The organism is Pseudomonas sp. TNT2022 ID1044 (genome assembly GCF_028656895.1).
Lineage (GTDB): Bacteria > Pseudomonadota > Gammaproteobacteria > Pseudomonadales > Pseudomonadaceae > Aquipseudomonas > Aquipseudomonas reinekei.
In genome coordinates this window covers 1-18836 of sequence record NZ_JAMDHB010000013.1, presented here as the reverse complement: position 1 = coordinate 18836, position 18836 = coordinate 1, and the positions used below count along the sequence as shown (strand labels likewise).

The 18836-nt window shown below is 58.4% G+C and carries 21 protein-coding genes; 6 read left to right on the top strand and 15 right to left on the bottom strand.

What is annotated here, in order from left to right:
• Nucleotides 1-91 precede the first annotated feature (91 nt).
• Complete coding sequence (locus M5G20_RS17220) at nucleotides 92-523, bottom strand: OsmC family protein (protein WP_273920086.1); 432 nt, start codon at nucleotides 521-523, stop codon at nucleotides 92-94.
• A gap of 241 nt (nucleotides 524-764) precedes the next feature.
• On the opposite strand from M5G20_RS17220, the gene M5G20_RS17215 reads away from it, so the two are divergent.
• Nucleotides 765-1766, top strand: a complete 1002-nt coding sequence (locus M5G20_RS17215) for an LLM class flavin-dependent oxidoreductase (RefSeq protein ID WP_273920085.1) — start codon at nucleotides 765-767, stop codon at nucleotides 1764-1766.
• 65 nt (nucleotides 1767-1831) lie between these two features.
• Here the strand turns inward: M5G20_RS17215 and M5G20_RS17210 are convergent, their stop codons facing one another.
• Together M5G20_RS17210 and M5G20_RS17205 are read right to left on the bottom strand one after the other, a co-directional pair.
• Nucleotides 1832-2053, bottom strand: coding sequence for a DUF1161 domain-containing protein (locus tag M5G20_RS17210; protein ID WP_150735813.1), 222 nt, complete (start codon nucleotides 2051-2053; stop codon nucleotides 1832-1834).
• 119 nt (nucleotides 2054-2172) lie between these two features.
• A complete protein-coding gene (locus M5G20_RS17205) occupies nucleotides 2173-2388 on the bottom strand; it encodes a dodecin (RefSeq protein WP_075947107.1) in 216 nt (71 codons plus the stop codon).
• A 158-nt stretch (nucleotides 2389-2546) separates the two neighbouring features.
• On the opposite strand from M5G20_RS17205, the gene M5G20_RS17200 reads away from it, so the two are divergent.
• Nucleotides 2547-2873 carry a DUF883 family protein gene (locus M5G20_RS17200; protein WP_047535917.1) on the top strand — a complete coding sequence of 109 codons (327 nt, stop codon included), beginning with the start codon at nucleotides 2547-2549 and terminating at the stop codon, nucleotides 2871-2873.
• Here M5G20_RS17200 and M5G20_RS17195 read toward each other — a convergent pair.
• Nucleotides 2846-3763 (bottom strand): LysR family transcriptional regulator, encoded by a 918-nt coding sequence (locus M5G20_RS17195; RefSeq protein WP_273920080.1) that lies wholly within the window; start codon nucleotides 3761-3763, stop codon nucleotides 2846-2848. The two genes, M5G20_RS17200 and M5G20_RS17195, sit on opposite strands and share 28 nt — an antisense overlap.
• Before the next feature lie 125 nt (nucleotides 3764-3888).
• Here M5G20_RS17195 and trpB point away from each other — a divergent pair, with 125 nt between their 5' ends.
• Together trpB and trpA are read left to right on the top strand one after the other, a co-directional pair.
• Nucleotides 3889-5109, top strand: a complete 1221-nt coding sequence (gene trpB / locus M5G20_RS17190) for a tryptophan synthase subunit beta (RefSeq protein WP_075947110.1) — start codon at nucleotides 3889-3891, stop codon at nucleotides 5107-5109.
• The gene (trpA, locus tag M5G20_RS17185) at nucleotides 5109-5921 is read left to right on the top strand and encodes a tryptophan synthase subunit alpha (protein WP_273920079.1); all 813 of its coding nucleotides are present in this window, start codon (nucleotides 5109-5111) and stop codon (nucleotides 5919-5921) included. Before trpB ends, trpA begins: the two co-directional genes overlap by 1 nt.
• Before the next feature lie 107 nt (nucleotides 5922-6028).
• On the opposite strand, the gene M5G20_RS17180 is transcribed toward trpA, so the two are convergent.
• From M5G20_RS17180 to M5G20_RS17135, 10 genes are all read right to left on the bottom strand, one after another.
• Nucleotides 6029-7990, bottom strand: a complete 1962-nt coding sequence (locus M5G20_RS17180) for a DUF7844 domain-containing protein (RefSeq protein WP_273920078.1) — start codon at nucleotides 7988-7990, stop codon at nucleotides 6029-6031.
• Entirely contained in the window at nucleotides 7987-8307 is a 321-nt protein-coding gene (locus M5G20_RS17175; RefSeq protein ID WP_212626099.1) for a DUF2388 domain-containing protein, read from the bottom strand. Before M5G20_RS17175 ends, M5G20_RS17180 begins: the two co-directional genes overlap by 4 nt.
• A gap of 28 nt (nucleotides 8308-8335) precedes the next feature.
• Nucleotides 8336-8653: a DUF2388 domain-containing protein gene (locus M5G20_RS17170; RefSeq protein ID WP_273920077.1), complete on the bottom strand. Its 318-nt coding sequence runs from the start codon at nucleotides 8651-8653 to the stop codon at nucleotides 8336-8338.
• A gap of 107 nt (nucleotides 8654-8760) precedes the next feature.
• Complete coding sequence (locus M5G20_RS17165) at nucleotides 8761-9078, bottom strand: DUF2388 domain-containing protein (protein ID WP_150735807.1); 318 nt, start codon at nucleotides 9076-9078, stop codon at nucleotides 8761-8763.
• Nucleotides 9079-9410: 332 nt separating this feature from the next.
• A complete protein-coding gene (locus tag M5G20_RS17160; RefSeq protein WP_007902752.1) occupies nucleotides 9411-9626 on the bottom strand; it encodes a DUF1127 domain-containing protein in 216 nt (71 codons plus the stop codon).
• A 319-nt stretch (nucleotides 9627-9945) separates the two neighbouring features.
• Nucleotides 9946-11439 carry an acetyl-CoA hydrolase/transferase family protein gene (locus M5G20_RS17155; protein ID WP_273920076.1) on the bottom strand — a complete coding sequence of 498 codons (1494 nt, stop codon included), beginning with the start codon at nucleotides 11437-11439 and terminating at the stop codon, nucleotides 9946-9948.
• A gap of 214 nt (nucleotides 11440-11653) precedes the next feature.
• Nucleotides 11654-13087: an NAD(P)(+) transhydrogenase (Re/Si-specific) subunit beta gene (locus tag M5G20_RS17150; RefSeq protein ID WP_273920075.1), complete on the bottom strand. Its 1434-nt coding sequence runs from the start codon at nucleotides 13085-13087 to the stop codon at nucleotides 11654-11656.
• On the bottom strand, nucleotides 13087-13410 hold the full coding sequence (locus M5G20_RS17145) for an NAD(P) transhydrogenase subunit alpha (protein ID WP_003187010.1): 324 nt from the start codon (nucleotides 13408-13410) through the stop codon (nucleotides 13087-13089). The genes M5G20_RS17150 and M5G20_RS17145 overlap by 1 nt, the downstream gene beginning before the upstream one ends.
• 15 nt (nucleotides 13411-13425) lie before the next feature.
• The gene (locus M5G20_RS17140; protein WP_273920074.1) at nucleotides 13426-14547 is read right to left on the bottom strand and encodes a Re/Si-specific NAD(P)(+) transhydrogenase subunit alpha; all 1122 of its coding nucleotides are present in this window, start codon (nucleotides 14545-14547) and stop codon (nucleotides 13426-13428) included.
• A gap of 435 nt (nucleotides 14548-14982) precedes the next feature.
• Nucleotides 14983-15882 carry a LysR family transcriptional regulator gene (locus tag M5G20_RS17135; RefSeq protein WP_273920072.1) on the bottom strand — a complete coding sequence of 300 codons (900 nt, stop codon included), beginning with the start codon at nucleotides 15880-15882 and terminating at the stop codon, nucleotides 14983-14985.
• A gap of 157 nt (nucleotides 15883-16039) precedes the next feature.
• Here M5G20_RS17135 and M5G20_RS17130 point away from each other — a divergent pair, with 157 nt between their 5' ends.
• Nucleotides 16040-17221 (top strand): acyl-CoA dehydrogenase, encoded by a 1182-nt coding sequence (locus M5G20_RS17130; protein ID WP_212626096.1) that lies wholly within the window; start codon nucleotides 16040-16042, stop codon nucleotides 17219-17221.
• Between the two features lie 13 nt (nucleotides 17222-17234).
• Complete coding sequence (locus M5G20_RS17125) at nucleotides 17235-18455, top strand: CaiB/BaiF CoA transferase family protein (RefSeq protein ID WP_273920071.1); 1221 nt, start codon at nucleotides 17235-17237, stop codon at nucleotides 18453-18455.
• 114 nt (nucleotides 18456-18569) lie between these two features.
• Here M5G20_RS17125 and M5G20_RS17120 read toward each other — a convergent pair.
• The coding region (locus tag M5G20_RS17120; protein WP_273920070.1) for a hypothetical protein at nucleotides 18570-18836 on the bottom strand (267 nt) is incomplete at its 5' end.

Below are 18836 nucleotides of genomic sequence, written 5' to 3'. Positions count from 1 at the left end.
TTCAAGGCAAAAAAGATCGCAGCTTGCGGCGACTCTCCGGAGGTTGAGTGAACCTGCAGGAGCCGGCGACAACTGCGATCTTTACCTGGTTTTAACTCACCAACGTCGCGTCCAGCGTGATCTTGGCATTCAGTACCTTGGAAACCGGGCAACCTTCCTTGGCCTTGTTGCTGAGTTCGTCGAATTGCGCCTGGCTGGCGCCGGGAATTCTGGCCTTGAGGATCAGTTTCACGGCCGTGATGGCAAAACCGCCGTCCACCTGATCAAGGGTGACTTCGGCATGGGTATCGATGCTGTCAGCATTGAGGCCCGCGTCGCCGAGGATCATGGAGAACGCCATGGAAAAACAACCCGCGTGCGCGGCGCCGATCAGTTCTTCAGGGTTGGTGCCCTTGCCGCCTTCGAAGCGTGCCTTGAAGCCATAGGGGGCTTCCCGCAGCACACCGGTTTCCGTGGAAATCGAGCCGATACCGGTTTTCAGATCACCTTCCCAATGGGCCGATGCTTTCTTGATGATAGCCATGCCTGTCTCCTCCAGGATCCGGCGCGAAACGTCGCGCCTTTGTTGTTTCGTTCGCTAGGGTTCTGAGGATAGACCGTGGCGCAAAGTTCACCTCATCTGATCGGTCCGCTTTTTTGGTAGGAATTTTTCCCCTGCTATTGAAACTCGGGTATATGCCCTCATTGCATGAAACACGCTTTTGGATTCGGCAGGTTTTCGTTCGCGAGAAAAAACCTGCGCCCTCAATTGGAGAAGCAGGTTTATGAAACGACTGTCCGATATCAAGTTTTCGACCCTCGATCTGGTACCCGTGCGGGAAAATGGCAGCCCAGCCCAGTCACTGCGCAACTCGCTGGACCTGGCGCAGCATGTCGAAAAGCTCGGCTACCAGCGCTTTTGGGTCGCCGAACACCACAATATGGATGGCATTGCCAGTTCCGCGACCTCGGTGCTGCTGGGGTATCTGGCGGGTGGCACATCGACCATTCGCGTCGGGTCGGGTGGGGTGATGCTGCCCAACCACGCGCCACTGGTGATCGCGGAACAGTTCGGCACCCTGGAAAGCCTCTATCCCGGGCGGATCGACCTGGGCCTCGGACGTGCGCCGGGTTCGGACCAGATGACCGCTCGCGCGTTGCGCCGTGAACGCTCCGGCAGCGCCGACGACTTCCCGGAAGATGTTGCGGAACTGATGCGTTACCTCGGCCCCCGTACGCCGGACCAGCGCGTCATCGCGATGCCGGGCACCGGTACGAATGTTCCGATCTGGCTGTTGGGCTCCAGTCTGTTCAGTGCGCAACTGGCAGGCGAACGGGGTTTGCCTTACGCCTTCGCGTCACATTTCGCACCGCGGTTCATGCACGAGGCGATTCGCGTCTACCGCAATCATTTCAAGCCTTCCGCGGTTTTGGACAAGCCCTATGTGATGCTCGGCGTACCGCTGGTGGCGGCAGATACCGATGAACAGGCCGACTATCTGGCCACCTCAGTGTTCCAGCGTATTCTGGCCCTGATGCGCGGCCAGAGCCTGGTCCAGCGCCCACCGGTGAACACCATGGATGGCCTGTGGCTGCCTCATGAGCGAGAAGCGGTGAGTGACTTCCTCGGCCTGGCGATGATTGGCAGCCCGGAGAAAATCCGCGCCAGACTGGAAGTGCTGGTCGAACAGACTCAGCCCGACGAGCTGATTTTTACCTGCGACCTGTACGAACATTCCGATCGTCTGCATTCCTACGAACTGCTGGCCCAAGTCATGAAAGGCTGATGGTCAAGCAGGCGTAAAAAAGCCGACGCCATGGCGTCGGCTTTTTATTGACTAAAGAAATCAGGCTATCGCTTGTAGACGATGACCTTGGTGCCGCTTTCACACGTGCCGACCACTTGTCCGCCGGCCTCGGCGCCTTTATCGACAATTTCCAGCGAATACCCGGCAACGCCCTTGGCATCCAGTTTTGCAGCGATTTCAGCTTTGAGCTCTTCGCATGGCTTACCGTTAGCGAACGCGGTGCCTGCAAGGCTCAATAAACCTAGCGCCAAAATAAACTTCTTCATCAGTTGCATCCCCGGTCGGATCAAAGGGGCGCCCAGCATAGGCCGGACGCACTTATGTAGCGCTTTGCCATTTCTTATGGCAATCGGCCAGCGCGCAAGTTCAGAAGACGGGCCGACACTCAGCTGCTGGCAATCCGGAATCCGACCTTGAGCGTCACCTGAAAGTGCGCAGCCTTGCCGTCCTTGATATGCCCACGGGTTTCGGTCACTTCAAACCATTCCAGGTGCTTGATGCTTTTGGCCGCTTCAGCCAGCGCATTATTGATCGCATCTTCGATGCTGCTGGTGGACGAGCCAACCAATTCGACTTTCTTGTAGGTGTGATGGTCAGACATGGGCGTTCTCCTTTGGGTGTGAACTACAGCCTAGCAGTGAATTTCTGTCTTACTTCTGTCGCCCGGACCGGCCTGGAAGTTCACATTTAATGCACTTTCTCGATGCCATGAAGTCCCAACAAACACACGCCACTCATCAACAATGCAGGAGAGCCACCATGGCTAACAGTTCCCTACGTAAAGCCTCATTGCAAAGCATGGAAGCGGAGATCGAGAGTCTGCTCAAATCCTTGGAAAACCTGAAGGATGACGCCTCGGACGAGTCGCGTAAGACCCTCAAAGTGCTCAAAGGCAACGCCGAAAACGCGCTGAGGCATTCGCGCCATCTGCTCGCCGATGCCTATGAAGAGGTCAAGGTCAAAACCCGCGAGACCGGCATTGCCACTCGGGACTACGCCCAGGAACACCCTTGGACTACCGCGGGTGTTGCCGTCGGTGCACTGGGCCTGTTGGCGGCCTACTTGCTGTGCAAACGCGGTGACTGATCCGTCTGGCGCAGCTCATTTTTGAGCCATTGCGCCAATTGCCGGGCGCGCCCGTCCGCGGCGCGTTTGGGCAACCACAGCGCCAGATGTGCCGGGGTTTCGCTGAAACCCCATGGCGCTACCAGACGACCGGCCTTCAAATCTTCGGCCACCAGCGGCTCCGGGGCAATCGCCACGCCCAGCCCGGCCACGGCCGCTTCCAGCAAATAATACAAATGCTCGAAACCCTGCCCGTACTTCAACGCCTTGGCGTCGAGGCCGCTTTGCTGTGCCCAACTGGGCCAGGCTTGCGGGCGTGAGGTGGTGTGCAGTAACGGTTCATCGAGCAGGGCAGTGGATGGCGCCGTTCTCAGGCATTCGTAACCGGCGAACCGCGGACTCATGACCGGACCGATCCGTTCACTGGCCAGTTCGAAGACTTGCATGTCCGCGGGCCAGGGCGGTTCGGCAAACACCAGCAAAGCATCCAGGCCTGGGCGACGCGGATCGAGATCGCCCTCGCCGGCAGACAGGTGCAAACGCAGGTCCGGCAGGTCGGCGTTCAACCGTCCGAGACGCGGAATGAACCAGCGTGCCAGCAAGCTCCCGGAGCAGCCCAGCACAAACGGCGCGTCGGCCGTGCTTTGCGTGAGTTCTGCGCAGACCGAACGCAAGCGCTCGAAGGCTTCAGCGCTGGCGTCACGTAAGCGCATCCCGGCATCTGTGAGTTTAAGGCCACGACCTTCTTTGATGAAAAGGCTCACCCCGAGATGCTCTTCAAGTACCTTGAGCTGCCGGCTGACAGCGCCGTGGGTTACGTGCAACTGCTCCGCAGCCTGACTGACGTTGTTCAGGCGGGCGGTCGCCTCGAAGGCGCGAAGTGCATTGAGCGGGGGAAGGTCGTGGCTCATTTTATCTGTGAGTTTTCCTGACAGGTTGTGGCGATCTTATCGGTTTTCAGTCCGGGACGTCAGGGGTAGAGTGGACCCCACTGACTCTTTATGCACCCTTTCACGCATTCAACTGGAGCGCCCAAATGACCCAGACTAATCTGCGCAACGGCCCTGATGCCAACGGCCTGTTTGGCGCGTTCGGCGGCCGTTACGTCGCTGAAACCTTGATGCCTTTGATCCTCGATCTGGCCCGCGAATATGAAGCGGCCAAAGAAGATCCTGCGTTCAAGGAAGAATTGGCCTACTTCCAGCGCGACTATGTCGGACGTCCAAGCCCGCTTTATTTCGCTGAACGCCTGACCGAGTTCTGCGGCGGCGCGAAGATTTACCTCAAGCGTGAAGAGCTGAACCACACCGGCGCGCACAAAATCAACAACTGCATCGGCCAGATCCTGCTGGCGCGACGCATGGGTAAAAAACGCATCATCGCCGAAACCGGCGCTGGCATGCATGGCGTGGCAACGGCCACCGTCGCCGCGCGTTTTGGTCTCGACTGCGTGATCTACATGGGCACCACTGACATTGAGCGTCAGCAGGCCAACGTATTCCGCATGAAGTTGCTGGGCGCCGAAGTGATTCCGGTCGTAGCCGGCACCGGCACCCTCAAGGACGCGATGAACGAAGCCTTGCGTGACTGGGTGACCAACGTCGACAGCACCTTCTACCTGATCGGCACTGTGGCCGGCCCGCACCCGTATCCGGCGATGGTTCGCGACTTCCAGGCCGTTATCGGCAAGGAAACCCGTGATCAACTGCAAGCCCAGGAAGGCCGCCTGCCGGACAGCCTGGTGGCGTGCATCGGCGGTGGCTCCAACGCCATGGGCCTGTTCCATCCGTTCCTCGACGACAAGAGCGTTGAAATCATTGGTGTTGAAGCCGCCGGTTACGGCATTGAAACCGGCAAGCACGCGGCCAGCCTAAACGGCGGCGTACCGGGCGTGCTGCACGGTAACCGGACCTTCCTGTTGCAGGACGAGGATGGTCAGATCATTGACGCTCACTCGATTTCAGCCGGTCTCGATTATCCGGGTATCGGCCCGGAACACGCCTGGTTGCATGACATTGGCCGCGTTCAGTACACCTCGGTGACTGACGACGAAGCCCTCGCGGCGTTCCATCAATGCTGCCGCCTGGAAGGGATCATTCCAGCGCTGGAAAGCGCCCATGCCCTGGCTGAAGTATTCAAACGCGCACCGAGCCTGCCGAAGGATCACTTGATGGTGGTCAACCTGTCCGGCCGTGGCGACAAAGACATGCAAACCGTGATGCACCACATGGAACAATCCAAGCAGGAGAAACACTGATGAGCCGCCTGCAAACACGTTTTGCCGAACTCAAGGAACAAAATCGCGCCGCCCTGGTGACCTTCGTCACCGCAGGCGACCCGGGCTATGACACGTCCCTGGCAATCCTCAAGGGTTTGCCGGCAGCCGGCGCTGACGTGATCGAATTGGGCATGCCCTTCACCGATCCGATGGCCGACGGTCCGGCGATCCAGCTCGCCAACATCCGCGCCCTGGGTGCCAGGCAGAACCTGGCGAAAACCCTGGAAATGGTCCGCGAGTTCCGCAAGGACAACAACCAAACCCCGCTGGTCCTGATGGGTTACTTCAACCCGATCCACATGTACGGCGTGCCACGCTTCATCGCCGAAGCGAAAGAGGCCGGTGTCGATGGTCTGATCGTGGTCGACATGCCGCCCGAGCATAACGGCGAACTGTGCGACCCGGCTCAGGCAGCCGGCATCGACTTCATCCGCCTGACCACGCCGACTACCGATGACGTGCGGCTGCCAACGGTGCTCAATGGCAGCTCCGGATTTGTGTACTACGTGTCGGTGGCCGGTGTGACCGGTGCTGGCGCGGCTACGCTGGAACACGTCGAAGAGGCGGTGGCTCGCCTGCGTCGCCATACCGATCTGCCGATCAGTATCGGTTTCGGCATTCGCACGCCAGAACAGGCAGCGGCAATCGCACGTCTGGCCGATGGTGTGGTGGTGGGTTCGGCGTTGATCGATCACATCGCCAATGCCGCCACGCCGGATCAGGCAATCGATGGCGTATTGAGCCTGTGCTCGGCGCTGGCCGACGGCGTGCGTAAGGCCCGCGTCAGCTAAAGATAAAGCTCCTGATACAGAGCCAGATCGCAGCCTTCGGCCGCTTCTACAGGAAACATATTTCCATGTAGGAGCCGCCGAAGGCTGCGATCTTTGCTCTTATAACCTCAAGGCAACTCCAACCCACCCGACGCTTTGTGCAATTTGCGCAAGTGCTCGCCAATCTGTTTCACGTTGGCTTCGTTAGCAGCCATTTCCGCTGCTCGAGACGGTTCGAGCAGTGCTCGTACTTCCTTGTCCAGATCCCCGGTCAACGCTTGAAGCTGCTTTTGCCGCAGGCTGGTTTCCGACTCCAGGCGCTGCCATTCATGCGGTTGCGGCAAGCCGTACCCGCCGCTGCCAAGCAGTTCTGCCGGTCGGCTGAGAAAGCCACTGTTGTCGAGAATTTGCCTCAGCGTCGCGTTGGCCTTGTCCATTCCGCCGTTTTTCAGCTCGCGAGCGCCCAGATAACGCTGTTTGACTTCGTCCTGAGCCAGCAACATCTGACGCCTGAAACTCGCTTGCTCCAGCAGCAACAGGGCCGCGCTGGTGCGCAAGTCGGCCTGGTCGAACCACGTGCGACGTTGCGCAGCCTTCAAGTCCAGCCAGTCTTCGACGGTTTCCTGTTTCACCGGCAAGTGCTTTTTCAACACTTCGAACATCGCTTGATAGCGATCCCGGAACGAGTCGAACCGATAGCCCAGGCGCAGTGCTTCCCGTGGATCGTCCAGCACGCTGGTATCCGCCAGCCCGCGCCCTTTCAGCACTTCCAGCAGGCCGTTGGGCATGATGTTGTCCAGAGACAACAGTTTTGAGTTGTTGGTGCCGCTGCGCAGAAGCTTCAGCTCCTCCACGGCGCAGTTGTTGGAGAGGAAAAAGTAATTGCCGTCGTAACTCCAGTGCATCTCGGCGGCTCGTTCCACCACACCTTCAATCTCGTTGCGCGACAGGTTCAAGGGCACGGACGCCAGGCTGCGCAGTTCGGTCTTGGTGTACTCGTCGATGACCTGGGCCAACGGCAATACAAACAGGCGTGAGGGATATTTACCCACCAGGCCATCCCAGCTCGATAACTGCACGTCGCCGACGAAGGCTCGGTAAGACAGCACCAGATGCTGGTCCAGATCCAACCGACAATCCGGCCCGCGTGGTCGGCCCGGTGCGCAGATCACCAGGCGCAACATGCTGTGGCCCCAGCGGCTGACCCAGTTCTGATTCGCCTCGGCCAACAGATAGTCGACGGCGTACACCCGCTCCGGATCGACCTGGCCCAGCGGCGTTTTGGCAAAGTCATTACCGGCGTTGAGGAAGGCGAAGGTTTTGCCACATTCGCTTTTGGCGGCTGGGGCCCAGCCAAAGTGTTCTTTGTAATAGCGGTATAGCGCCGGACGACGGCAGGCGTAGCTCGGGTCGAGGAGGAAATACTCCATGTTGACCGCGACGAACTCCTTGGGGCTGCTGGTCTCGTAGATGTCCGGGCTACGGGCGATCTGGCGGTTGTGCTGTTCGCGCTCGCCGCGACGACCGACGTATTGCGGCCAGCCAGCGAGGTCGAGCAGGCGCGGATCGTCGCTGAGGGTGAAGCGGCGGCCAGGCTGGCCTCGGCATTGATCTGCAATACCGACCAGTCCTGAGCTGCTGTCTTGCCGGGTGCAACGTTGAATCAGCGTGCGCTGCGCCTGGGGCCACAGGCGCGAACGATCATAGATGTGGGTCAGTTCGTGCAGCACGGTGGCCAGCATTTCCCGACGCACAGTGCCGTGGGGACGATTGGTTTTCTTGGTTGCGGCGCTGCCATCCGTAAGGCTGGCCAGCAGGTTGCGGTTCAGATCGAGCTCAGACACCGGCGATGCCTGACCGTAGGCGTTGGCGGGCATCTTATCGGTCCAGCCGACGTCGATGCGCCGGTCGAGCTGCTTGATGAAATGCGGCGGCAGGGCCTGCATGGCTTCATCAAGCAAGGCCTGGCTGGCCTGCTGTTGCGCGGGGCTCAGGCCTTCGGTCTTGAGGTGGAGTTCAAGGTCGGCGTGGGCCAAGTTGCCGAGCAGCAACATGACCCCGGCCAACAGCCAGGCTGCTGGAGACCTCACAGTGCGAGGATGGCTTCAGCGAGATCCTGATCACTGGCGTCTCGGGCTTCCGGGACGCGCGTGCGCAACAAATTGAAAGCCGATTCCAGGTGCGCACCACGGATGTCTCCGTTGCTGGCGACGAAACTGGCGGCGTCGTCTTGAGCTTCGCGGACGATTTTCGAATCGCGAATGGATGTGGTGGTATCGGACGTGAAATCGAGTGTGCGCTCGGTCGCGCGGATAAGAATGTTACTGGTGGCAACCAGGGTATGGGCCTGGGCCACATCGGCCAACAACAGCAGGCCAAGGGTGGCGGCAATCAGCGGGCTACGCATGGAACGACTCCGGAGAAACTTGGGATAACTATTGGACGAGAATTGCCTGTGCCAGTTCAAGGTCGCTGGCATGAAGTTTTGGCTGGGTCCGGCGCAGGTACGACAGGGCCGACTCCAGCTGTGCGCCTCTCAATTGGCCGTCACTGGCGATGAATGCTGCGGCATCATCCCGGGCGGCGAGCAGCAGTTTATGGTCGAAGGGCGCGGAGGTCACCAAGCTTGTGGCGTAACCACTGGCTACGGTGCCTTGGGTCGACAGATTGAAAGCGTCAAAAGCGTAGGCCGAACCCGAGCAGGTGGCCGCAAAAAACACTGGAAGGATGAAAGTTTTTGAAAGAAAACCCATGAGGCTCGACTGTTGAAAGTGAGTCCCAAGGCTAACGCAACGCCCGGTCTAGAGCCAGCATGAAAACATTGGGACACGTTGGGCGTGTCCCAAATCAAGGCAAACGCTTAGATCGTCAGGATCGCCTGCGCCAATTGCGCATCGGTAGCGTTCAGCTGTGGCGCCTGGTGCCGAATGTGATCCATCGCGCTTTCCAGTTTTACCCCGCGGATCGCGCCCTCACTGGCGACGAAGCTGGCGGCGTCGTCACGGGCCGCGAGCACGATCTTGTCGTCTTTAAAAGACGAAGTGACGTCCGAGGTTGCATCGGATGTGGCTTTGAGTGCACCGACGACGGCATCGGTGGTCACGATGAAGCTGGTGGCGTGGGCATTGGCAGCCACGGCAAGCAGGGCTGCAGCGCTGAGCAGACGAAGGCGGGTCATGGTGTAACTCCTTTGGACGGATAGAGAAGTGGCGCAATAACTGAGCAATCAGACGCCAGACACCTGGCGTTCGCCACGTTCTGATTTGATATTAGGCTGGAGTATGCGTGTTCGAACAGTCTTGAAGAAAAAACACTTAATTAAGCCAGATTGCGCGGATCAATGTCGGTAGACAATTGTTCTGCTTTGTTTTGCTATCAGCAGAACTGTACTGGTTTTCTTTTTTCGGGCCAAGAACGACAAAACCCGTCGTGATTTCTCACGACGGGTTTTGCCTTTTCAATTCGGGTTGCTGGCGGTGGACCCTGCAGGTCAGAGCCAGCGACGCTAACTTAGCGCCAGAACGGCTTGCTCAGCTCTTCGTAGCGTTGTGCTTCGCTAATCCCGGCATCAGCCAGCAGACGCGAATCCAGACGAGCCAATTGGTGGCGGCTGGAGATGCGGCGCTGCCACAACATCAGGTTGGCGATAACGCGCAGAGGCATGGAAGCCTGGGTTTTTGCAGCAGTGTCTTCGAAGAACAGTTCGGAACTGAGTGTACGTTCCATGGTTGACATCCTTCCGCTTGTGGCGGGATTAGGTAGTGGTTTAACTGGTGCCCATGATCCTCTCGTTTGCCTAGTCACTGTAGATACAGTTCATCTGTATTGTGAGGGCTCAGTTAACTGTTTATAGGGGGTGTACTGGTCGAAATTGAGGCAACTGTACCTGTCTGCCCCATCTTGGTGCGTTTATGGCGGTTAACCTTGGTTTTGTAGGATATGGCGGTAGGAAATGACCAGTACAGCAGTACAGTTTCTGATTGAAGACAGTCTGAAGATCGCCCGCTGACGAAACTGTTTTTGCGTCAGCGGCAATCTGTACCAATTACACCGCGATCATTCGCCCGGTTTCTTCCAGGTTCATGTGCCAGCTCAGGGCATCGCGCAGAATGTGCGGGGTGTGTCCACCTGCCGCGCAAGCGGTTTCGAAGTAAGTGTTCAGTGCTTGGCGGTAGTCCGGGTGCACACAGTTGTCGATGATGACCCGGGCGCGCTCGCGGGGTGCCAGGCCTCGCAGGTCGGCCAGGCCGACTTCGGTGACCAGGATGTCAACGTCATGCTCGGTATGATCGACGTGGCTGACCATCGGCACCACGCTGGAAATCGCGCCGCCCTTGGCAATCGACTTGGTCACGAAGATCGCCAGGTGCGCATTGCGCGCAAAGTCACCCGAGCCACCAATGCCGTTCATCATCCGCGTGCCGCAGACATGGGTGGAGTTGACGTTGCCATAGATGTCGAACTCCAGCGCCGTGTTGATACCGATGATCCCAAGGCGACGCACCACTTCAGGGTGGTTGGAGATCTCCTGGGGCCGCAGCACCAGTTTGTCTTTGTAGCGCTCCAGGTTGCCGAACACATCGGCGTTGCGCCGGCTGGAGAGGGTGATCGAACTGCCCGAAGCAAAGCTCAGCTTGCCGGCGTCGATCAGGTCGAACGTCGAGTCCTGCAGCACTTCGGAATACATCGTCAGGTCTTCGAAAGGCGAGTCGATCAGGCCGCACATCACCGAGTTGGCGATCGTGCCAATCCCGGCCTGCAACGGTCCGAGCTTGTTGGTCATGCGCCCGGCGTCCACTTCCTGTTTGAAGAAATCGATCAAATGGTCGGCGATGGCTTGTGTATCGGTGTCGGGCGGCAGCACGGTGGACGGCGAATCCGGCTGATGGGTGACCACGATCGCGACGATCTTTTCCGGAGGAATAGGGATGGCGGTGCTGCCAATGCGATCATCGACCTTGACCAGTGGAATCGGCGTACGGGTCGGGCGATAGGTCGGGATATAGATGTCGTGCAGGCCTTCGAGATTCGGGTTGTGCGCCAGGTTGATCTCGACGATCACGTGCCTGGCGAAAATCGCGAAGCTGGCGGAGTTGCCCACGGACGTGGTCGGCACGATATGGCCTTGCTCGGTGATCGCTACGGCTTCGATCACTGCGATGTCCGGCAGCTTGAGTTGCTGGTTGCGCAGTTGCTCGACGGTTTCCGAAAGGTGTTGGTCGATGAACATCACCTCACCGGCGTTGATCGCCTTGCGCAATGTGCTGTCGACCTGAAACGGCATGCGTCGCGACAGTACACCGGCTTCGGTGAGTTGCTTGTCGAGGTCGTTGCCCAGGCTGGCGCCGGTCATCAGGCTGATCTTCAGCGGCGTGACCTTGGCTCGCTCGGCCAGTGCGTGGGGTACGGCCTTGGCTTCGCCGGCGCGGGTGAAGCCGCTCATGCCAACGGTCATGCCGTCCTGTATCAGAGCGGCAGCGTCGGCAGCGCTCATCACTTTGTCCAACAACGATGGCAGGCGAATACGGTCACGGTACATGGATTGTTATCTCGGGCAACGGGTATCAGGACCCGCAGTCTAGTTAATTTCCCTGGCCCGTGTCCCGCTACCAAGGTCGCAAACGAGGCCTCTATTCCGGACCTTTCAAGCAAAACACCATTACCGGATCGGTAACAAAGGCGTCGATTGCCTGATGTTTTGCACAAACAAAAACGCCCCGACGAGTCGGGGCGTTCCAGTAGTGCCAGGTGAATTACTCGACGGCTTTAACCATGTCTTCGATGACTTTCTTGGCGTCGCCGAACACCATCATGGTCTTGTCGAGATAGAACAGCTCGTTGTCCAGGCCGGCATAGCCGCTGGCCATCGAGCGCTTGTTGACGATGATGGTCTTGGCCTTGAACGCTTCGAGAATCGGCATGCCGGCAATCGGCGATTTCGGATCGTTCTTCGCGGCTGGGTTGACCACGTCGTTGGCGCCCAACACCAGGACCACGTCGGCCTGGCCAAACTCGGAGTTGATGTCTTCCATCTCGAACACCTGGTCGTAAGGCACTTCGGCCTCGGCCAGCAACACGTTCATGTGGCCCGGCATACGGCCGGCAACCGGGTGGATCGCGTACTTGACGGTCACGCCACGGTGGGTCAGCTTCTCGGTCAATTCTTTCAGCGCATGCTGCGCCCGTGCTACCGCCAGGCCATAGCCTGGGACGATGATCACGGTGTCGGCGTTGGTCAGCAGGAAGGTCGCGTCGTCAGCCGAGCCGGATTTCACCGGGCGAGCTTCCTTGGCGCCTGCTGGGCCAGCGTCGGCTGTATTGCCGAAACCGCCGAGCAACACATTAAAGAAGGAACGGTTCATCGCCTTGCACATGATGTACGAGAGGATCGCACCGGAAGAGCCTACCAGCGAGCCGGCAATGATCAGCATCGAGTTGTTCAGCGAGAAGCCGATACCTGCCGCTGCCCAGCCGGAATAGCTGTTGAGCATCGACACCACCACTGGCATGTCTGCACCACCGATCGGGATGATGATCAGCACGCCCATGATGAAGGCCAGAGCCAGCATCAAGGCGAAGGCAGTCAGGCTGCCGGTCAGCATGAAGGTCACGCCCAGGGCCATTGTGGCGACACCCAGCAGCAGGTTCAGTTTGTGCTGACCGCTGAACTGTGCCGGTGCGCCTTGGAACAGGCGGAACTTGTACTTGCCCGACAGCTTGCCGAACGCGATCACCGAACCGGAGAAGGTGATTGCACCAATGGCCGCGCCGAGGAACAGCTCCAGGCGGTTGCCCGCAGGTATTGCATCACCCAGTTGCTTGACGATACCCAGGGATTGCGGCTCGACAACAGCAGCGATCGCGATGAACACCGCGGCCATACCGATCATGCTGTGCATGAACGCGACCAGTTCAGGCATCTTGGTCATCTCAACGCGTTTGGCCATGATCGAACCGGCAGTACCGCCGACCAGCAAGCCAACGATGACGTAGCCGATGCCGGCAGTTGCCAGCTCCGCACCCAGCTTATAGTTGAGGCCAACGGTGGTCAGGATCGCCAACGCCATGCCGAGCATGCCGAACAGGTTGCCGCGACGCGAAGTGGTAGGGTGCGACAGGCCTTTGAGGGCCTGAATGAAGCAGATCGACGCGATCAGGTAGAGCGTCGTTACAAGGTTCATGCTCATTACTTCGGCGCCTCTTCTTTTACGGCTTTCGGGGCTTTTTTCTTGAACATCTCAAGCATGCGGCGGGTGACCAGGAAGCCACCAAACACGTTGACCGCTGCCAGTGCGACCGCCAGCGTGCCCATGGTTTTACCCAGTGGAGTCACGGTCAAAGCGGCAGCGAGCATGGCACCGACGATTACGATCGCGGAGATCGCGTTGGTCACCGCCATCAGTGGCGTGTGCAGCGCAGGCGTTACGTTCCAGACCACGTGATAACCGACATAAATCGCCAGCACGAAGATGATCAGGTTGTAGATACCGGGGGAGATAAGCTCTTCCATCGTCTGAATCCCTGCTTAGGCGTTTTTGCGGATGACTTGGCCGTCGCGGCACATCAGGCACGCGGCGACGATGTCGTCTTCGAGGTTGATCTCGAACTGGCCTTCTTTGGTGAAGACCAGCTTCAGGAAGTCCAGCAGGTTGCGGGCGTACAGCGCCGAAGCGTCAGCCGCCACTGCGCCGGCCAGGTTGGTCGGGCCGACAATGGTCACGCCATTCTCGACAACCACCTGGTCAGCCACGGTCAGCGGGCAATTACCGCCTTGGGCCGCGGCGAGGTCGATGACGACCGAGCCTGGTTTCATCTGCGACACGGTTTCCGCGCTCAACAGCGTCGGAGCCTTGCGACCAGGAATCAGAGCGGTGGTGATGACGATGTCGGCCTGCTTGGCGCGTTCGTGTACGGCCACGGCCTGGCGCTGCATCCAGCTGGCTGGCATGGGGCGTGCGTAACCGCCAACACCGACGGCGCATTCACGCTCTTCATCGGTCTCGTACGGCACGTCGACGAACTTGGCACCGAGGGATTCGATCTGTTCCTTCACCGCAGGACGCACGTCTGACGCCTCGATCACCGCACCCAGACGTTTCGCCGTAGCGATTGCCTGCAAACCGGCAACACCGGCACCGAGAATCAGCACGCGCGCCGCTTTCACGGTGCCCGCCGCCGTCATCAGCATCGGCATGAAACGCGGATAGTAATGAGCAGCCAGCAACACAGCCTTATAGCCGGCGATGTTGGCTTGCGACGACAGCACATCCAGGCTCTGGGCGCGGGAAGTACGTGGCGCAGCTTCCAGCGCAAACGCGGTAATACCGCATTCGGCCATCTTGGCGATGGTTTCATTACTGAACGGATTGAGCATGCCCACCACAACGGTGCCGCTCTTGATCAGTGCGAGTTCGCTGTCGCTGGGGGCGACTACCTTAAGGATCAGCTCTGCACCAAACGCATCGCTGGCGCTGCCAATGCTTGCGCCTGCCGCTTCATAGGCACTGTCGACAACACTGGCATTAATGCCTGCGCCGCTTTGTACAGTGACCTTATGACCCTGGCCGATCAGCTTCTTGATGGTTTCCGGGGTTGCAGCAACCCGTGTTTCACCGGTCTGGGTTTCGAGAGGAACACCAATGTGCACGTCAAATCTCCTGCGTGATCTTATTGAGTAAACCCATGCACTACGGATGGTGCGGCTGGGGCGGCCGATCAGCACGATCCCGCTAAATCAGGGCGGGGCGCGGCATTTTGCAGGCGAACTTTGTGCCCTTCAAGGGATTATGACGGGTGACGGAAAATTAACTACAAGTCACCCCGTGACCGAATGTCGCAACCGGCCGGTTCAATCCCTTGCAGGCCGTGCCTTGTAAGGATTCTGGCCGAAATTCAAGAATTTACACATCGGTCATATGAATGATGGGGCATTGACCCAAAATAGTGGCGCAAAGCCGCGTCATCAGGCGCTTGTGGAACGTTTGTACTGCTTCGTCAAACAGTTTGTGTTTATGCGACATATCCGTATATCTGTAGGGTTCAATATTAATTGACTACGGGGTCAGCTAACGGCCCGGGGCCGCTATTCTTCTAGGCTGTAGCTATGCGCTTGGTTGACCAGCCAATCTCTAAAAGCCCTTAAAGAGGCAGATTCGACCTTTCGCTCAGGAATCATCAGGTAATAGGCCTTGATGCTGGAGAGCGCCTGAGGGTTGGCGATGACCAGGCGTTTCTCGGCCAGCTCGCGTTGAATCAGGAAGGGAGGAATCAACGCAATTCCCATGTCGTGCATCGCCGCCTGGGCGAGCATGGAGAATAGCTCGTAGCGCGGGCCTGTCATGTCGCGGGGGATATTCAGGTGCTGGGAGTTGAACCACTGTCGCCAGGCGTACGGTCGGGTGGTCTGTTGCAGGAGGGGGAATTCGGCGATTTCGTCGGGAGTCAGAATGGTCTTCTTTCCGAGTAAGACGGGACTGCATACGGGCATCGGATTCTCGCCCATCAAGCGGTGGGATTCTGTACCCGGCCAATCCGCGTCGCCGAAGTAAATCGCGGCATCGAAGTCGGTGTCGGCAAACAGGAAGGGGCGCGTACGGTTGGTCAGGTTGACCGTCACTTCCGGATGCTTGTGCTGGAAGTCTTTAAGCCGCGGCAGTAACCACTGGGTGCCGAAGGTGGGCACCACGGCCAATTCGATCACGTTGGCTCCCTGCTGGCCCATCACCGACAAGGTATCGCGCTCGACTGCATCGAGTTGAGTGGCAACCCGGCGGCTGTAGGAAAGCCCGGCTTCGGTCAGCTTTACTCCGCGCCGTGAGCGTCGGAAGAGTTCCACGTTGAGGAACTCCTCCAGGCTGGCGATCTGTCGGCAAATAGCTCCTTGGGTCAGCGAAAGCTCTTCGGCTGCCTTGGTAAAGCTTTCGTGTCGCGCTGCCGCTTCAAAGCTGATCAGGGCGGTTGTACTGGGTATCTTCCTGCGCATGTACGTCAACCTCACTAATACATCGCCTTAAATGCCTTATGCGACGTTTCGGAGTGAGAAATTAGCACAACAGTATGCGAAATCCTCGTTTGCCGAGAGACCGAACCCGGCCTAGGATCAGTCCACGTTATTTGACCTGTTTCGAGAGGACACACTCATGGCCGGTAAAGCTAGCTTCAACTGGATTGATCCCCTGCTGATGGATCAACAGCTCACCGAAGAAGAACGCATGATTCGCGACACTGCTGCGCAGTTCGCTCAGCAGAAGCTCGCGCCGCGTGTTCTCGAGGCTTTCCGCCATGAAAAGACCGATCCGGCGATCTTCCGCGAGATGGGTGAAGTGGGCCTGTTGGGGGCAACCATTCCTGAGCAATACGGTGGCAGCGGCCTGAACTATGTCAGCTATGGTTTGATTGCCCGTGAAGTCGAGCGTGTCGACTCCGGCTATCGCTCGATGATGAGTGTGCAGTCCTCGCTGGTGATGGTGCCGATCAATGAATTCGGTACCGAAGCGCAGAAGCAGAAATACTTGCCGAAGCTGGCTTCGGGCGAGTGGATTGGCTGCTTCGGCCTGACTGAGCCAAACCACGGCTCCGATCCGGGTGCGATGATTACTCGTGCACGCAAAGTCGAAGGCGGTTACAGCCTGACCGGCAACAAGATGTGGATCACCAACAGCCCGATCGCCGACGTGTTTGTGGTTTGGGGCAAGGACGATGCGGGTGATATCCGTGGCTTCGTTCTGGAGAAGGGCTGGAAAGGCCTGAGCACTCCGGCGATTCACGGCAAGGTTGGCCTGCGCGCATCGATCACCGGTGAAATCGTCATGGATAACGTGTTCGTGCCGGAAGAGAACATTTTCCCGGATGTGCGTGGCTTGAAAGGTCCTTTCACCTGCCTCAACTCCGCACGTTACGGTATTTCGTGGGGCGCGCTGGGTGCTGCCGAATTCTGCTGGCATACCGCTCGTCAGTACACCCTGGATCGTCAGCAGTTCGGCCGCCCATTGGCTGCCACTCAACTGATCCAGAAGAAACTGGCTGACATGCAGACTGAAATCACCATGGCGCTGCAAGGTTGCCTGCGTCTGGGGCGCATGAAAGACGAGGGTACTGCGGCTGTCGAAATCACCTCGATGATGAAACGCAACTCGTGCGGAAAGTCCCTGGACATCGCGCGCATGGCTCGCGACATGTTGGGTGGCAACGGTATTTCCGATGAGTTCGGCGTTGCCCGTCACCTGGTCAACCTGGAAGTGGTGAATACCTATGAAGGTACGCATGACGTCCACGCGCTGATCCTCGGTCGCGCACAAACCGGCATCCAGGCGTTCTATTAAGAGGAGAACGGCCATGGGCGCGCTTTCGCATCTGCGGGTACTGGATTTATCGCGGGTACTGGCCGGGCCGTGGGCTGGGCAGATCCTCGCCGACCTTGGCGCCGAAGTGATCAAGGTCGAGCGCCCGGGTAATGGCGATGACACGCGCGCCTGGGGCCCGCCGTTCCTAAAGGATGCCTATGGCGAGAACACCAGTGAGGCTGCCTATTACTTGTCGGCCAATCGCAACAAGCAATCGGTGACTATCGACTTCACGCGTCCGGAGGGGCAGAGGCTGGTGCGTGAATTGGCCACCAAGTCGGACATTCTGATCGAGAACTTCAAGGTAGGTGGTCTGGCTGCGTATGGGCTGGACTACGAAACGCTGAGGGCGATTAATCCGGATCTGATCTATTGCTCGATCACCGGCTTTGGTCAAACGGGGCCCTATGCCAAACGCGCTGGCTACGACTTCATGATTCAGGGGCTTGGTGGTCTCATGAGTCTGACGGGGCGACCTGAAGGCGAGGAGGGTGCCGGGCCGGTCAAAGTCGGCGTTGCGCTGACTGACATCCTGACGGGGCTCTATTCGACGGTAGCAATTCTCGCTGCGCTTGCGCACCGGGATCATGACGGGAGCGGGCAGCATATTGATATGGCGCTGCTGGATGTGCAGGTGGCTTGCCTGGCTAACCAGGCGATGAATTACCTGACTACGGGTAATGCGCCGAAACGCTTGGGCAATGCTCATCCGAACATCGTGCCTTATCAGGACTTTCCTACAGCTGACGGCGATTTCATCCTTACCGTGGGTAATGACGGGCAGTTCCGCAAATTCGCGGAGGTGGCTGGACAGCCTCAATGGGCAGATGACCCTCGCTTCGCAACCAATAAGGTGCGGGTGGCAAACCGGGCAGTGCTGATTCCGCTGATCCGTCAGGCGACGGTGTTCAAAACCACAGCAGAATGGGTGGCTCAGCTGGAGCAGGCAGGTGTGCCATGCGGGCCGATCAACGATTTGGCGCAGATGTTTGCCGATCCGCAGGTCAAGGCGCGTGGGCTGGCTATTGAGTTGCCGCATGCGCTGGCGGGAATGGTGCCTCAGGTGGCGAGCCCGATTCGTCTGTCCGAGACACCGGTAGAGTATCGCCATGCGCCGCCATTGTTGGGCGAACACACGCTGGAGGTCCTGCAGAGGGTCCTGGGTCTGGATGCCGGGGTGGTGGCTGCTTTCAAAGAGTCGGGAGTGCTCTGAGGGCGCTTTCTATATAGAGGGGCCAGTTTTGCTTCTCTAGCGGGGCCATTTTAGGCCTTTCGTAAGTTATTGATAGAAAACCCAAATCAATGCTTGACGGCAGATTTCAGATGTCTATAATTCGCCCCACTTCCGGCGCAGTCGAAACGGAAAACTCCTTGGTAAACAATGAGTTATGCAGTTTTCGGCAGCGGGTTGCTTCAGTTCATCGAAGCCAAAAGGAAGTTGAAAAAGAGGTGTTGACAGCAGCGTGTAACGCTGTAGAATTCGCCTCCCGCTGACGAGAGATCGAAAGCGCAAGTGGTTGAAGTTGTTAAGGAAATCCTTGAAAACTTCTGAAAATAACCACTTGACAGCAAATGAGGCTGCTGTAGAATGCGC